We start from the raw sequence: 14,244 nt of genomic DNA, 5'->3' as shown, positions 1-14,244 counted from the left end.
CGCTCACGCCCCGGCCTTGCGGGCGCGCGGCTCGGCCCGCGTGCCGTCCGACAACAGCAACTGGCCGTCGACGACGACGTCCTCGCCGCCGGAGAGCCCCTCGGCGATCACCGAGAAGCCGCCGAAGGTGCGGTCGACCTTGACCGGCATGACCTTGGCCACGCCGTCCTTCACGGCGAAGACATAGTTGCCGTTCTGGCTGCGCTGGACCGCGACTGTCGGAACCACCACGGCATCCTCGTTACGGATGATCAGCTTGGTCTGCACCAGAATGCCCGGCCACAGGGTCTCATTTCCATTGTCCATGATGCCGCGGACGGTCACCATGCCCGTGGTCGAGTCCACGGTGTTCTCGACCATCGCGACCTTGCCCTCTTCCGAGCGCTTGTGCCCGGGGACGGTCGCGATCACCTTGGAATCGCCTTTCGCCATCGCGTCGCGGAGGTCGACCAGCACGCGCTGCGGAATCGCGAAGGTGACGTAGACCGGCGCCATCTGGTTGATGGTGGCGAGCGGCTGGGTGTCGGCGGGGCGCACGAAATTGCCGACCTTCACATTGGCGGCGCTGATGCGGCCCGCGAACGGCGCGCGGATGACAGTGTAGCTTTTCTGGACCCGCAAATTCTCCAGTGCCGACTGGTCGGCCTTGATGGTTCCGATCAGGATGTCGGACTGGGTCTTGGCGTTGTCGACATTGACCTGGGTGGTCGCGCCCTTGGCGACGAGATCGTTGTAGCGGCGGAGATCGCGCTGCGCGCCCTCGAGCTGGGCCTGGTCCTTGGCCAGCACGCCCTCGGCCTGCTCGATCTGGGCGTCGATTTGCCGCGCGTCGAGCGTGAACAAGAGGTCGCCCTCATTGACCTTGGCGCCGTCGTCGAAATGCACGCCAATGATCGTGGTCTCCAGCCGTGACTTCAGCGCCACGCTGGCAATCGGCGTCACTGTTCCGATGGCGTCGACATCGACGGGCACCGAACGCCGCTCCGCCTTGGCGAGCTCGACCGAAACCGCGCGCGGCCGCTGCGGCGCCTGCGCGCTCGCGCCACCACCGGCGAGCCACGAAGAGCGGGTGGCGTAGGCGGCCACGGCAACGATGCCGATGACGCCTGCAACGAGGATCAAATTTCTTTTCTTCATGCTTTTTGCTCGTCCGCCGGCCCGCAACGGCCGTGACGACCCAATCCTGCCCCTGCCAGCCCCTCGACGGCGCATTTTGCGCCATTAATTCTTAAATCGTTATCACAGCCCTGCGGCACATGGTATGCCAACGGCCGAAATTGTGGCTACGACTTAGGTCCCCTTCATGCGCATCGCGACGTGGAACGTCAATTCGATCCGGCAGCGGCTCGAGCTCCTCCTCACTTGGCTTAAGGAGTGCTCCCCCGACATCGTCTGCCTGCAGGAAATCAAATGCACCGACGAAGCGTTTCCGCGGCTGGAGATTGAATCGCTCGGCTACAACGTCGTCACCCACGGACAAAAGACCTTCAACGGCGTCGCCCTGCTCTCCAAGCTGCCGTTCGACGAGACCAAGTCGGGCCTCGCCGGCGATGATGAGGATGCCCACGCCCGCTTCCTCGAAGGCGTCGTCACCCACAAGCACGGCGTGCTCAGGATCGCCTGCCTCTATCTGCCCAATGGCAACCCGGCGAATAGCGACAAATATCCCTACAAGCTCAAATGGATGTCGCGGCTTCTTGAGTATTCGAGGGAGCGACTTAAAGCGGAAGAGCCGCTGATCCTTGCCGGCGACTTCAACGTGATCCCGGCGGCCTCGGACGTCTACAACCCGCCGGCCTGGGTGGAAGACGCCCTGTTTCGCCCGACCACCCGCGAAGCGTTCCAGTCCCTGCTCGGCCTCGGCCTGACCGACGCGCTGCGCGCCGTCACCGACGCGCCCGGCCAGTACACGTTCTGGGACTATCAGGCCGGGGCCTGGCAGAAAAACTGGGGCCTGCGGATCGACCACCTCTTGATGTCGCCCCAAGCCAGCGACCGGCTGACCCATGTCGGGGTCGACAGCTACGTCCGCGCCTGGGAAAAACCGTCAGACCACGTGCCGGTCTGGGCCGATCTCGACTTCGAGGCCGCGTAAAAACAGCACTCTCGCCCTCCCCGCTAACGTAAGAGGAAGTGCGGCATCCAATCGCGGAGGATGCAATGCGACCCAATCTCGGCTAGTCGCGGCGGCCCTGCACCCAGTGCTCGAGCATCTGCAGCGCCATCGCACGGTCGTCGTCGGAGGCCTTGGCGAACGCGCGGTTATAGCTTTCCTTGATCCACATCTCGTCGGGAGCGGCGCTGTCGCGGGCGAGCGTCAGCCACATCAGGCCGCGGGCCCGCTGCGGCGGCAGCCTGTCGCCGTTGAACAGCATCTGGCCGAGCAGCGCCTGGGCCTGGTGCTGGCCCTTCTGGGCCGCAAGCCCGAGCCAGCGCGCGCCATAGCGGAAATCTTCCCGCGAGGCGTCCGGCGTCTTTAGATAGAGCCGGGCGAGGTCATACTGGGCGTCCGCGTTGCCGAAATAGGACGCGGCATAGGAGAACATCTCCCGCGCCCGCTCGGTATCCATCTTGATCTTCGAGTTCGGGATGCCGTTGAGGTAGTACCGCCCCAGCGCCACGAAGGCCTGGGCCACGATCGTCGCCTGCGGCGCCGACGGGCTGTCCTCGGCATGCGCATTGGCGATGCGGCTGAAATATTCGAAGGCGCGCAGATCGTCCTGGGCGACACCGTCGCCTTCGGCATACATCCGGCCAAGCTTCCACTGGGCGACGGGATGGCCGCCCTCTGCGGCAAATTGCAGCGACGAGAAGGAGCTCGTGGAATTGGCGGCGTTCGCCGTGGGCGGCGGAACCGCGATCCGCTTCAATCCGCCCCCCGCGCTGGGCTGAGGGGAAACCATCGGCAGCGTGGCGTCCGACGGATTGACCGGGGCCCCGTCAAACGCGAATCCGGGGCCCGCCACCGGAATGGCCCCTAAAATCAACGCAATAATCGTACGCTCAAATGTCCGCATAACACTGTTTCTCGTGCGCGCCACCCGGATGGGTGATCGCGCCATCCACCGCAGGCCCGACCTGCTGGGCATACTTCCACAGCGCACCAGATGTGTGGTTAGTCGCGCGAGGGGCCCATTTGGTCTTGCGTTCGGCGAGCTCGGCGTCGCTCAACTTTACGTTAAGAGTCCCGGCCACCGCGTCGATCTCGATGATGTCGCCGTCCTGAAGCAGCGCGATCGGTCCGCCGATGGCGGCTTCCGGCCCGACATGGCCGATGCAGAAGCCTCTCGTGGCGCCCGAGAACCGGCCGTCGGTGATCAGCGCGATCTTGCCGCCCATGCCCTGCCCGGTCAGCGCCGCCGTCGTTGCCAGCATTTCCCGCATGCCCGGACCGCCCTTCGGCCCCTCATAGCGGATGACGATGACCTCGCCTTCCTTATAGGTCCGCTTCTGGACCGCCTCGAAGGCGTCCTCCTCGCGGTCGAAGCAACGGGCAGGCCCGGTAAACTTCAAGTTCGACATGCCCGCGACCTTCACGATCGCTCCTTCCGGCGCAAGATTACCCTTCAAGCCGACGACACCGCCGGTGACGGTGATCGGCTTGTCCGCCGGACGGACCACGTCCTGGTGCGGATTCCATTTCACGCTTTTGAGGTTTTCGGCGATCGTTCGGCCCGTCACGGTCAGGCAATCGCCGTGGAGGTAGCCGTTATCGAGCAGCGTCTTCATCAGCAGCGGGATGCCGCCAGCTTCAAACATGTCTTTGGCAACATAACGGCCGCCCGGCTTCAAATCAGCGACATAGGGAGTCTTTTTGAAGATTTCCGCCACGTCGAACAGATCGAACTTGATGCCGCATTCATTGGCGATCGCCGGCAGATGCAGCCCGGCATTGGTCGAGCCACCGGAGGCCGCGACCACGGCCGCGGCGTTCTCCAGGGATTTACGGGTGATGATGTCGCGCGGCCGGATGTTCTTGGCGACCAGCTCCATGATCTTCTCGCCGGCGGCAGCGCAGAACGCGTCGCGGATCTCGTAAGGCGCCGGCGCCCCGGCAGAATACGGGAGTGCGAGCCCGATCGCTTCCGACACGGTCGCCATGGTGTTGGCGGTGAACTGGGCACCGCAGGCACCGGCCGAGGGACAGGCCACCCGCTCGATCTCATCAAGGTCGGCATCCGACATGGTGCCCACCGAGTGCTTGCCGACGGCTTCGAACATGTCCTGGACGGTGACCTGCTGGCCGCGGAAATTGCCGGGAAGAATCGAGCCGCCATAGATGAAGATCGAGGGCACGTTGAGGCGGACCATCGCCATCATCATTCCGGGCAGCGACTTGTCGCAGCCGGCGAGGCCAACCAGGGCGTCATAGGCGTGGCCGCGGACGGTCAGCTCGACCGAATCGGCGATGCATTCCCGAGATGGCAGCGACGAGCGCATGCCGTCATGGCCCATGGCGATGCCGTCGGTGACCGTGATGGTGCAGAATTCGCGCGGGGTGCCGCCGGCGGAGGCCACGCCCTTCTTCACCGCCTGAGCCTGGCGCATCAGCGAGATATTGCAGGGCGCGGCTTCGTTCCAGCAGGAGGCCACGCCGACGAACGGCTGGTGGATCTGCTCGGTGGTGAGCCCCATGGCATAGAGATACGAGCGGTGCGGGGCGCGCTCGGGGCCCTCCGTCACGTGGCGGCTTGGCAGCCTGTTCTTGAGATTGGTCTTGGCGTCCATCGCGAACCCAGTTTCCCTAGCCATCTCTGCCTTGACCCGGGAAATGGTGATCTTCCCTTCGCTTCGCGAGTGCCGTGGCTTTAGCCTTACGAAGCATCATTTCATGCAGGGGTGTGGCCAAAAAGCGGCGCGTGCAACACCCGGCTGATCAAACGGTTAAATCTTAGAGAACTGTTGCCTCATCGCAACAAACGTTGCCCCGCAGCAACCATTTGGACGCGTTCCTGGCGCCTAGCAGGCGTTTTTTGGGCACGCGACTGGCATCACAGGAGAAGTAATTCTGGCCACGTAGTGGGTTTGGCTCGGCGATTCTCGCTCTGTGGTCGCTGCCAAAGCGAGGTCCCATAACGACCAGAGGTTGACGTGACGCTAGCAAGCGGCCACCCGCTCGGCGCATCACCAGCGCCTGTAGTTATGGATCCTGGTCAAGCCAGGGACAGTTCTCCCCTCTCCGCTGTCATCGTCCGCGAAGGCGGACGATCCAGTATTCGACAGCAGGCAGTGCTTGCGTTCGGACGCCGCCGGTTACTGGATGCCCGCCTTCGCGGGCATGACACTGAAGTGAGGAGGTAGTTCCCGTTCTCGCGAGGCGATGCGCCCGAGGTTACACCTCGCTTCACCTCTCTTTGGCCAAGATTGTCGGCTGAGTTCGCGCCGCTCGCGTCTGTTCGGTGGGAAGCATCACACGACGACGCGATCATTGGCAGATGCGAAGTTCCATCTCGATCAGTCCGCAATTCAACCGCGGTTAGAGTTCCATTCACGTCAGCGTTTTTTGCGCTCTGTGGCTTGAGCGCGACAGTTGCGAATCGACGCTGTGATAACCTTAGGTCACTCAAGCCGCACGGTTTGCGACTTGGTTTGTCTAATGGTTCGCAGGGGGACCATGGAATGAACCAGTGCTTACGTTCGCTGTCTTGTCTCCTCACCGTGGCTGTGCTCGCGCTATTCTCGACGGATGCGACGGCACGCTCGAGCCACAAGCAAGCGCACATCAAAAAGACGAACGACGCGAAGGCGACGAAGGGGCGCAACCAGCGTGATGCCTCAGTCGGAAAACGCGGACGTGGCAAGCACGCCGATGCGCGCCGCAAGTCGAAGAAATCGAAAGACGCATCCGCGAAGGAAGCTCCTGCGCTGACGCCGGCACTGTCAGGCGATCTCGCACTGGTGAAAGACGGGATCGATCTGGCGCGCAAGGCGAAGACGGAAGAGGCGACCGCCACCAGAGACAAGATCACCGACCCGGCGGGCCAGAAGCTGGTCGAATGGTATATCCTGCGCCACACGGAGACGACGGCGAATTTCAGCCGCTATGTGGCGTTCATGGCCGCCAATCCGGATTGGCCGAGCATGGCGCTATTGCGCCGCAAGGCCGAGGGGCGGCTGTGGCAGGAGCGCAGCGATGCGGTCACGGTTCATCGCTTCACCCGCGATCGGCCCACCAGCGCCAAGGGCAAATTCGCGCTGGCGCGGGTGCTCCTGACCGAAGGCGACCGCGATGGAGCTGCGCGTCTGGTGGGCGACGCCTGGCGCTCGGATGAATTGTCGGATCGGCTGGAAGGCGACGCATATGAGCTGTTCGGCGATCTCCTCACCCGCGAGGATCACCGCGCGCGCATGGACAAGCGGATCGGCGCCAGGGATCTTGCCGGCGCCAAGCGCGCGGCGCAACGGCTTGGCAGCGACGAGCTTGCGATCGTGAAGGCCTGCGGCGCGGTGGCCGCGAAATCGAGCAAGGCGCTCGACCAGCTCAACAATGTCGCGACTGAGGCCCGCAAGGATCTCGGCTACACGCTTTGCCGCCTGCAGTGGCTGCTCGGCGAGAACCGGGTTGATGACGCGGCGGACCTGGTGCTATCAGCCGCGCCCGAGACCATGGCGCTGCAGGACACCGATCAATGGTGGCGCGAGCGGCGCTCGCTGGCGCGCAAGCTGCTCGATCAGGGCAAGTTCCAGACCGCATACCAGGTTGTCGCCGCCGCCGCGCTGCCGGCCAACGAATATTACCGTGCTGATTTCCACTCCACGTGCGGCTGGATCGCCTTGCGCTATCTCGACGATCCCGTGACGGCGGCGACGCATTTCGCGCGCATCGACGAAGGCGCGGCCAATCCGATCGTGCTGGCGCGCGCCAACTACTGGCGCGGCCGCGCCGCCGAAGCGCTCGGAGAAAAGGACGCGATGCGCGCCAGCTTTGAGGCTGCCGCGCGCTACCCGACCGCCTATTACGGACAGCTCGCGCGCGCCAAGCTCGGCCTTGATGCGATCGAGCTGCGGGCGCCCTCGCCTGCTGCTGCCGCCGACGATACGGCTGCCGTAGACGAGCGCGTGCGCGCCGCCGATATGCTCTACCAGATCGGCGAACGCGACGTGGTGCTGTATTTCGCCGCCGATCTCGGCGAACAGAGCACGGATGTCCCCATGCTCAACGCGCTCGGCGAGCTCACCGCCCGCCGCAACGATGCGGCCACCATGCTGCAGCTCGGCAAGCTGGCGCTGGGGCGCGGCCTTGCACTCGATCAATACGCCTTCCCGACCATCGGGATCCCCCAACATACCCAGGTCGCGCCCGAGATCGAGCGCAGCATGATCTATTCGGTGGCGCGCACCGAGAGCGCGTTCGATCAGCGCGACAAGTCGCCGGCCAATGCCGTCGGCCTGATGCAGGTGACGCCGGAAGCCGGCCGCGACACCGCCAAGCGCTTCGGCGTGACCTATGACTGGGACCGGATGGTTTCCGATCCCGTCTACAACACCCAGATGGGCGCCGCCGAGCTCAGCGCGCTGCTCGCAGATTACAAGGGCTGTAACATCATGACGTTCGCCGGCTACAACGCCGGCCGCGGCCGGGTCCGCGACTGGGTGAAGGCCTATGGCGACCCGCGCGATCCGAACGTGGATCCGGTCGATTGGGTCGAGCGCATTCCGATCTCCGAGACGCGCAACTATGTGCAGCGCGTGATGGAGAACTTGCTGGTCTACCGCGAGCGCTTTAACAGCAGCACGGCGGTGGCAACAAAGACCGATCAGCGCGTGGTTACGCAGGAGACGAACGCCGCGGCACCGGCGACCGCGGCTGCAGGCGCTGCGCAGTGACTTCCCCTGCGGCTCGCGCTGCCAGACCCTCATGGTGAGGAGCGCGCAGCGCGTCTCGAACCATGAGGCCCCTATCTGGCCCGCGGCCCATCCTTCGAGACGCCTGCTTCGCAGGTTCCTCAGGATGAGGATCTCACGTGCGGCAGCGCGCGAGCTTCGTAGCCCGGGTGGAGCGTCAGCGTAACCCGGGGCCGCTCGTACACGTTGATAGAGATGTCCCGGGTTGCGCTTCGCTTCACCCGGGCTACTCGCTACGATTTCAATCCACCTTCACGTCGGCGGCTTTGATCATCGGCCACCATTTTGCGATCTCGGCCTTCTGCCAGGCGCCGAGGGCTTCGGGCGTGAGCTGGTTCTTCGGCGGCATGCGCAGGCCGAGGTTTTCGAGCTGCTTCACGACCGCGGGATCGTTCAGCGCCTCCACCGCCGCGGCATTCAGCTTGGCGACGATCTCCTTCGGCGTACCCTTGGGTACCCAGAGGCCGGACCACAGCGTCATGTGGAAGCCCGGCAGGCCGGCTTCATCGGTGGTTGGGACCTCGGCCGCGGAGTCGACGCGCTTGTCGTCGGTCACGGCATAGGCGCGGATGGTGCCGCCGCGGACCTGGTTGATCGAGTTGGAGGTCTGATCGATCATGATGTCGATCTGTCCCGCGACAAGGTCGTTCAACGCCGGCGCTGTCCCGCGATAGGGCACATATTGCAATTTGATGCCGGCGACGTTCTCGAAATAGAGCCCGGCGATGTGGCTGCCGGAGCCGGCGCCCGCAGTGCCTGCGGTCGGCGGCGACGGGCGCGACTTCAGCCAGGCCAACAATTCGCTCAGCGATTTGGCGGGGATCGCATTCTTGCTGACGATGATCATCGGGTTGCTCGGCAGCAGCACCACGGGATCGAGATCGGCGACGAGGTCATAGCCGAGCTTGTAGACGGCGCCGTTGGCGACATGCGTGCCGAGATGGCCGAAAGAGATGGTGTAGCCGTCCGCCGGCGAGCGCACCGCGCGGCCGACGCCGATCGAGCCGCCCGCCCCCGTCACGTTCTCGATCAGGAGGGTCTCACCGAGCGAGGCCTTCATCCGCTCGGCGAGGATACGCGCCATCGCATCCGACGGCCCGCCAGCCGAGAACGGCACGATGACGGTGATCGGATGCGAAGGATAGTTTTGGGCGACGGCGGTGCCGCCGAACAAGAGAACTGCCAGCATCGCCAGAACTATTCTTCGCATCGCTCCCTCCCCTGTAAAGAAAGCCGTGCTCGGCTTGTTCTTATTTGGACATGGTCAACTCAACAGAACGGCCCCCGCTTTTTTCTAATTCCTTAGAATTGCGCGAAGTCGATCGGCTTGAAACGATCGAGCGTGCGCGTGACCGGCGGCAGCGGATATTTAAGGCCTGTCGCGCAATTGAACAGCATCACGCGATCGTTTTTCGTGACGCGTCCGTCGGCGAGGCTTTGCTTGTAGGCGGCGTAAGTGGCCGCGCCCTCGGGGCACAGCAACAGCCCCTCCTCGCGCGCGACTTCGCTCAGCGCAGCAGAAATCTTCTCGTCATCGACCGCAATTGCGAAACCTTTGCTCTCGCGGACCGCGCGCAGGATCAGAAAATCTCCGATCGCCTGTGGCACGCGGATGCCGGAGGCGATGGTGTGCGCGTCTTCCCAGCGTGTCGCATGCTCGGTGCCTGCTTCAAAAGCACGCACCATCGGGGCGCAGCCGGAGGCCTGCACCGCGACCATGCGCGGGCGCTTGCTGCCGATGAAGCCGATCGCCTCCAGTTCGGCAAAGGCCTTCCACATGCCGATCAGGCCGGTGCCGCCGCCGGTCGGATAGAAGATCACGTCGGGCACGTCCCAGCCGAGTTGTTCGGCGAGTTCGAGCCCCATCGTCTTCTTGCCCTCGATCCGGTACGGCTCCTTCAGGGTCGACGTGTCGAACCAACCGACCTTGGCCTTGCCCTCGCCGACGATCTTGCCGCAATCGTCGATCAGGCCGTTGACGCGATAGACGGTCGCGCCCTGCAGCTCGATCTCGCTGACATTCACCTCCGGCGTGTCGGCCGGGCAGAAGATCGTGGTCTTGATGCCGCAAGCGGTAGCGTAAGCGGCGAGCGCAGCACCGGCATTGCCGTTGGTCGGCATCGCCATGTGCTTGATGCCGAGCGCCTTGCCCATCGACACCGCCATGACAAGCCCGCGCGCCTTGAACGAGCCGGTCGGCAGCCGCCCCTCGTCCTTCACGATGATCTCGCCGCCGCCGAGCTTGGCGCCGAGCTTCGGCAGCCGGATCAGCGGCGTCGTCACCTCGCCGAGGCTGACGATGTCCTTGCACTGGCGCACCGGCAACAATTCGCGATACCGCCACATCTCGGCGGGACGCTCCTTCAGCGCATCCTTGCTCAGCGCCTTCTTCACGCCCGCAAGGTCGTAGCGCACGAGCAGCGGCTTGCCGGCCTTGGAGAGATTGTGCACCTGGTCGGCGGGATAGCGGTCGCCCTCCATCGCGCATTCGAGATGGGTGACGAAGGTCGGGCGTTCGATGGTGAGGTTGTCGTTGTCTTTCACGATTCGCCATCCCTTCCGTTACATGTTGAGGACGCGCCCATAGGCGTCCAGCACCGCTTCCTTCATCATCTCCGACAGCGTCGGATGCGGGAAGATGGTGTGCATCAGCTCTTCCTCTGTCGTCTCGAGGTTCATGGCGATCACATAGCCCTGGATCAGCTCGGTGACCTCAGCGCCGACCATGTGGGCGCCGAGAAGCTGGCCGGTCTTCTTGTCGAAGATCACCTTGACCATGCCCTGGTCCTCGCCGAGCGCGATCGCCTTGCCGTTGCCGACGAAGGGGAAGCGGCCGACACGAATGTCGCGTCCGGCTTCCTTGGCCTTGGCCTCGGTCATGCCGACGGACGCCACCTGCGGATAGCAATAGGTGCAGCCGGGGATCATGTTCCTGTCCATCGGGTGCGGATGCAGGCCCTTGATCGCCTCGACGCAGATGATGCCCTCATGCTCGGCCTTGTGCGCGAGCATCGGAGGGCCAGCGACGTCACCGATCGCATAGATGCCGGGGACGTTGGTCCGGCAATAACCGTCGATGGCGATGATGCCCCGCTCGGCCTTCACGCCGAGCTTCTCCAGCCCGATGCCTTCGACATTGCCGACCACGCCGACGGCCGAGATCACGCGGTCGAACTCGATGGTCTGCGGCTTGCCCTTGCCGTCGTCGATGGTCGCGACCACGCTGTCGCTCTTCTTGTCGAGCTTCGTCACCTTGGTATTGGTGAAGATCTTGATGCCCTGCTTCTCGAACGCCTTGTGCGCGAATTTCGCGATTTCGGTGTCCTCTACGGGCAAGATCTGCGGCAGCACTTCGACGACCGTCACCTCCGCGCCGAGGGTGCGATAGAACGAGGCAAACTCGATGCCGATCGCGCCGGAGCCGATCACCAAGAGCGATTTCGGCATCTTGTCCGGCACCATCGCCTCGAAATAGGTCCAGACCAGCTTCTTGTCGGGCTCGAGTCCCGGCAGCACGCGCGGCCGCGCGCCGGTCGCGATGATGATGTGTTTTGCCTGGTAGGTCCCCTCACCGAGCGCGCCCTTCGGCGCCTCGACGGAAGACTTCTTGACCGTCAGCTTGCCGGGCGCATCGATCGTCGCTTCGCCCCAGATCGTCGTGATCTTGTTCTTGCGGAACAGGAAGCCGACGCCGTCATTCAGCCGCTTCACCACGTTGCGCGAACGCTGCACCACCGCCTTCGGATCGAACGAGATGTTTTCCGCCGACAGGCCGTAGTCCTTGGCGTGCTGCATCAGATGATAGACTTCCGCCGAGCGCAGCAGCGCCTTGGTCGGGATGCAGCCCCAATTGTTGCAGATGCCGCCGAGATAAGCCTTTTCCACCACCGCGGTCTTGAAGCCGAGCTGCGCCGCGCGGATCGCGGTGACATAGCCGCCGGGGCCGGCGCCGATGATGATAACGTCGAAGGAAGTGTCAGCCATCACAAATCCGATCTAGCGAGAGCAACCAGGAATCCGGTCCATCCAAGCGCAAGCAGCCCGGCGCCGCCCAGCATGATCCGGAACTGGGTCGTCGATGCCAGATCACGCGCGCGGACGATCAGCGCAGCAATCGCCAGCGCTATTGCAAGAACATAGGGACCATAGAGCAATGCGTTAGACGTCACGCATCACACCATCATCATGACGGGGTTTTCGATGAGCTGCCTGAAGGCGCCGATCAGCTCGGCGCCGAGCGCGCCGTCGATCGCGCGATGGTCGCAGGACAGCGTCACGCTCATGATGCTGGCGATCTCGATCTTGCCATTGCGCACCACCGGCCGTTCCTCGCTGGTGCCGACGGCGAGGATCGTCGCATGCGGCGGGTTGATCACGGCGGTGAAGTGGTTGATGCCGTACATGCCGAGGTTGGAGACGGCGGTGGTGCCGCCCTGATACTCTTCCGGCTTCAGCTTGCGCGCACGGGCGCGGGCGGCAAAATCCTTCATCTCGCTCGATATGACCGACAGCGTCTTGGTTTCCGCTTTCCGGATGATCGGCGTGATCAGGCCGCCCGGCATCGCCACCGCCACGCCGATGTCGGAATGCTTGTGCTTGACCATGCCGCCTTCGGTCCAGCTCACATTGCAGTTCGGGATCTTCTGCAGCGCGACCGCCATCGCCTTGATGACGAAGTCATTCACCGAGAGCTTGTAGAGCGGCTTCTTGTCGGCGTCCTTCGGCGCGGCGGCGTTGATCTCTTCGCGGGCGGCGAGCAGCTTGCCGATATCGCAGTCGATCGTCAGATAGAAATGCGGGATCTGCTGGATCGACGCGGTCAGGCGCTGCGCGATGGTGCGGCGCATGCCGTCATGCGGCACGATCTCATAAGAACCCGGCTCGAACAGCGCGAGGATCTGCTGATCCGACATTGACGGCGCGATAGACGGCGTCGTGCTGGGCGCGGCCGGCGGCGCCTTCAGGCCCTTGCCGGATTTCGCCTCCTCGACGTCGCGCGCGATGATGCGGCCGTGCGGCCCGGTGCCGTTGATGCGCCCGAGCTCAATGCCGGCTCCCTTGGCAAGACGGCGCGCCAGCGGCGACGAGAAGATGCGGGCGTGGCCGTTGCCCTGGGGCGCCGGTGCTGCGGTTTGCGGCGCGGGTGCCGGCGCTGCAGCAGGCGCTGCAGCTTTCGGGGCCGGCGCCGGTTGGGCGGGGGCCGGCGCAGGCGCCGGTGCTGGAGCGGGCTTTGCGGCAGGCGCCTCAGCGGCTTTCGGCGGTGCAGCGCCTGCGCCGCTCGCTGCCGCCTTCACGTCCTCGCCGTCGCCGGCCAGCACCGCGATCACGTCGTTGACCGGGACGTCCTGCGTACCCTCAGGCACCAGGATTTTGGCGATGGTGCCCTCGTCGACCGCCTCGACTTCCATCGTCGCCTTGTCGGTCTCGATCTCCGCGATCACATCGCCGGACTTGACCTTGTCGCCCTCCTTCTTGAGCCATTTGGCCAGATTGCCCTTCTCCATGGTAGGCGACAGCGCGGGCATCAGGATGTTGATGGGCATGGTGACCTCACAAAGCTAACTTTTGCATGGCGGCTTCCGTCGCGTGAGGAAACCTGCCGGAATCGTGTGGGCGGATCGGTGTGGGCGGAAGAGCCTCAATTGCCGATATCGCCCTGCCAGGTGCGCTCGTTGGCGGGATCCGAGCGCCAGTTCTTCATCATGTCGATCGAGCGGTCATCGACGAGATCGATGAAGGGGATGCCGAACTGCGTCAGGATGTCCTTGCTGCCCGGGAATGTTACGGACTCCCCGATCACCAGGAGCTTCAGCTTGAACAATCCGATCGCGCCAGCGCACATCGAGCACGGCGACAGCGTCGTGTACATGACCGTATCGTGGAACGAGATCAGGCCGGCGTCGCGCAGGCACGACATCTCGCCGTGCAGGATGACGTTCTTCTCCTGCATCCGCCGGTTATGGCCGCGCGCGACGATCTTGTTATCGCGCGTCAGCACCGCGCCGATCGGCAGTCCGCCCTCGGAGATGCCGATCTCCGCCTCGCGGATCGCTTCCGCCATGAAGTCGTAGTGGTATTGCTCGACGGTCACGATCAATGCCCCTGTTTCGATCGCGGCGTGGTGCTGCCCGGATCGGTCGGCCGCGCGACCTCAGCCTGGAACATGTCGATAATGCGGGCGAGCGCCTCTTCCTCGGTGTACTCGCTCTCGCGTGCATAGGCGCGTGCGGCATGGCGCGCGATGTCGACCAGCATCAGGCCCCACGTATCCGGCTCCTCGAAGGCGCGCTGGAACGCGATGGAAAGCCCGCCGTCGACGACAAAGGCGCGCAGCACCTCGATCGCGTCGTCGCGACCCATCACGTCAGGCGGTAATGGCTGTTCCTGCGGCCCTACCAT

Annotated in this window: 12 protein-coding genes; 2 read left to right on the top strand and 10 right to left on the bottom strand. The window is 64.2% G+C overall.

Annotated features, from left to right (window positions below):
• Positions 1-3: 3 nt before the first annotated feature.
• Positions 4-1,137, bottom strand: a complete 1,134-nt coding sequence (locus tag ACZYOF_RS06905) for an efflux RND transporter periplasmic adaptor subunit (protein ID WP_463715255.1) — start codon at positions 1,135-1,137, stop codon at positions 4-6.
• Between the two features lie 166 nt (positions 1,138-1,303).
• Between ACZYOF_RS06905 and xth the strand changes: the two genes are divergently transcribed.
• Positions 1,304-2,095, top strand: a complete 792-nt coding sequence (xth, locus tag ACZYOF_RS06900) for an exodeoxyribonuclease III (RefSeq protein WP_130579143.1) — start codon at positions 1,304-1,306, stop codon at positions 2,093-2,095.
• Positions 2,096-2,177: 82 nt separating this feature from the next.
• Here xth and ACZYOF_RS06895 read toward each other — a convergent pair whose 3' ends face one another.
• Together ACZYOF_RS06895 and ilvD are read right to left on the bottom strand one after the other, a co-directional pair.
• Entirely contained in the window at positions 2,178-3,017 is an 840-nt protein-coding gene (locus ACZYOF_RS06895) for a tetratricopeptide repeat protein (protein WP_463715254.1), read from the bottom strand.
• A complete protein-coding gene (gene ilvD / locus ACZYOF_RS06890; RefSeq protein ID WP_463715282.1) occupies positions 3,004-4,728 on the bottom strand; it encodes a dihydroxy-acid dehydratase in 1,725 nt (574 codons plus the stop codon). Before ilvD ends, ACZYOF_RS06895 begins: the two co-directional genes overlap by 14 nt.
• A gap of 891 nt (positions 4,729-5,619) precedes the next feature.
• On the opposite strand from ilvD, the gene ACZYOF_RS06885 reads away from it, so the two are divergent.
• Positions 5,620-7,827: a lytic transglycosylase domain-containing protein gene (locus ACZYOF_RS06885; RefSeq protein ID WP_463715253.1), complete on the top strand. Its 2,208-nt coding sequence runs from the start codon at positions 5,620-5,622 to the stop codon at positions 7,825-7,827.
• Between the two features lie 259 nt (positions 7,828-8,086).
• Here ACZYOF_RS06885 and ACZYOF_RS06880 read toward each other — a convergent pair whose 3' ends face one another.
• The 7 genes from ACZYOF_RS06880 to ACZYOF_RS06850 form a co-directional block, all read right to left on the bottom strand.
• Positions 8,087-9,055, bottom strand: coding sequence for a tripartite tricarboxylate transporter substrate binding protein BugD (locus ACZYOF_RS06880; protein ID WP_463715252.1), 969 nt, complete (start codon positions 9,053-9,055; stop codon positions 8,087-8,089).
• Positions 9,056-9,147: 92 nt separating this feature from the next.
• Positions 9,148-10,389: a threonine synthase gene (locus ACZYOF_RS06875; protein ID WP_282527078.1), complete on the bottom strand. Its 1,242-nt coding sequence runs from the start codon at positions 10,387-10,389 to the stop codon at positions 9,148-9,150.
• An 18-nt stretch (positions 10,390-10,407) separates the two neighbouring features.
• Positions 10,408-11,829, bottom strand: coding sequence for a dihydrolipoyl dehydrogenase (lpdA, locus tag ACZYOF_RS06870; RefSeq protein ID WP_130579135.1), 1,422 nt, complete (start codon positions 11,827-11,829; stop codon positions 10,408-10,410).
• Entirely contained in the window at positions 11,829-12,014 is a 186-nt protein-coding gene (locus tag ACZYOF_RS06865) for a hypothetical protein (RefSeq protein ID WP_028167551.1), read from the bottom strand. The genes lpdA and ACZYOF_RS06865 overlap by 1 nt, the downstream gene beginning before the upstream one ends.
• Positions 12,015-12,017: 3 nt before the next feature.
• Complete coding sequence (locus ACZYOF_RS06860) at positions 12,018-13,388, bottom strand: pyruvate dehydrogenase complex dihydrolipoamide acetyltransferase (protein WP_463715251.1); 1,371 nt, start codon at positions 13,386-13,388, stop codon at positions 12,018-12,020.
• 95 nt (positions 13,389-13,483) lie between these two features.
• On the bottom strand, positions 13,484-13,936 hold the full coding sequence (locus ACZYOF_RS06855) for a nucleoside deaminase (protein ID WP_463715250.1): 453 nt from the start codon (positions 13,934-13,936) through the stop codon (positions 13,484-13,486).
• Positions 13,937-13,938: 2 nt separating this feature from the next.
• Positions 13,939-14,244, bottom strand: coding sequence for a DUF5076 domain-containing protein (locus tag ACZYOF_RS06850; RefSeq protein WP_282527076.1), 306 nt, complete (start codon positions 14,242-14,244; stop codon positions 13,939-13,941).

The organism is Bradyrhizobium sp. LeoA1Lang (genome assembly GCF_055413685.1).
Note: the sequence above shows the minus strand (reverse complement) of the source record. Positions and strands in the feature narration are given on the sequence as shown.

What these genes read in the sequence shown, in the direction of transcription:
- ACZYOF_RS06905 (WP_463715255.1), bottom strand. Translation starts at nt 1,137, where the DNA reads ATGAAGAAAAGAAATTTGATCCTCGTTGCAGGCGTCATCGGCATCGTT.
- ACZYOF_RS06895 (WP_463715254.1), bottom strand. Translation starts at nt 3,017, where the DNA reads ATGCGGACATTTGAGCGTACGATTATTGCGTTGATTTTAGGGGCCATT.
- ACZYOF_RS06850 (WP_282527076.1), bottom strand. Translation starts at nt 14,244, where the DNA reads ATGGTAGGGCCGCAGGAACAGCCATTACCGCCTGACGTGATGGGTCGC.
- ACZYOF_RS06860 (WP_463715251.1), bottom strand. Translation starts at nt 13,388, where the DNA reads ATGCCCATCAACATCCTGATGCCCGCGCTGTCGCCTACCATGGAGAAG.
- ACZYOF_RS06880 (WP_463715252.1), bottom strand. Translation starts at nt 9,055, where the DNA reads ATGCGAAGAATAGTTCTGGCGATGCTGGCAGTTCTCTTGTTCGGCGGC.
- ACZYOF_RS06885 (WP_463715253.1), top strand. Translation starts at nt 5,620, where the DNA reads ATGAACCAGTGCTTACGTTCGCTGTCTTGTCTCCTCACCGTGGCTGTG.
- lpdA (WP_130579135.1), bottom strand. Translation starts at nt 11,829, where the DNA reads ATGGCTGACACTTCCTTCGACGTTATCATCATCGGCGCCGGCCCCGGC.
- xth (WP_130579143.1), top strand. Translation starts at nt 1,304, where the DNA reads ATGCGCATCGCGACGTGGAACGTCAATTCGATCCGGCAGCGGCTCGAG.
- ilvD (WP_463715282.1), bottom strand. Translation starts at nt 4,728, where the DNA reads ATGGACGCCAAGACCAATCTCAAGAACAGGCTGCCAAGCCGCCACGTG.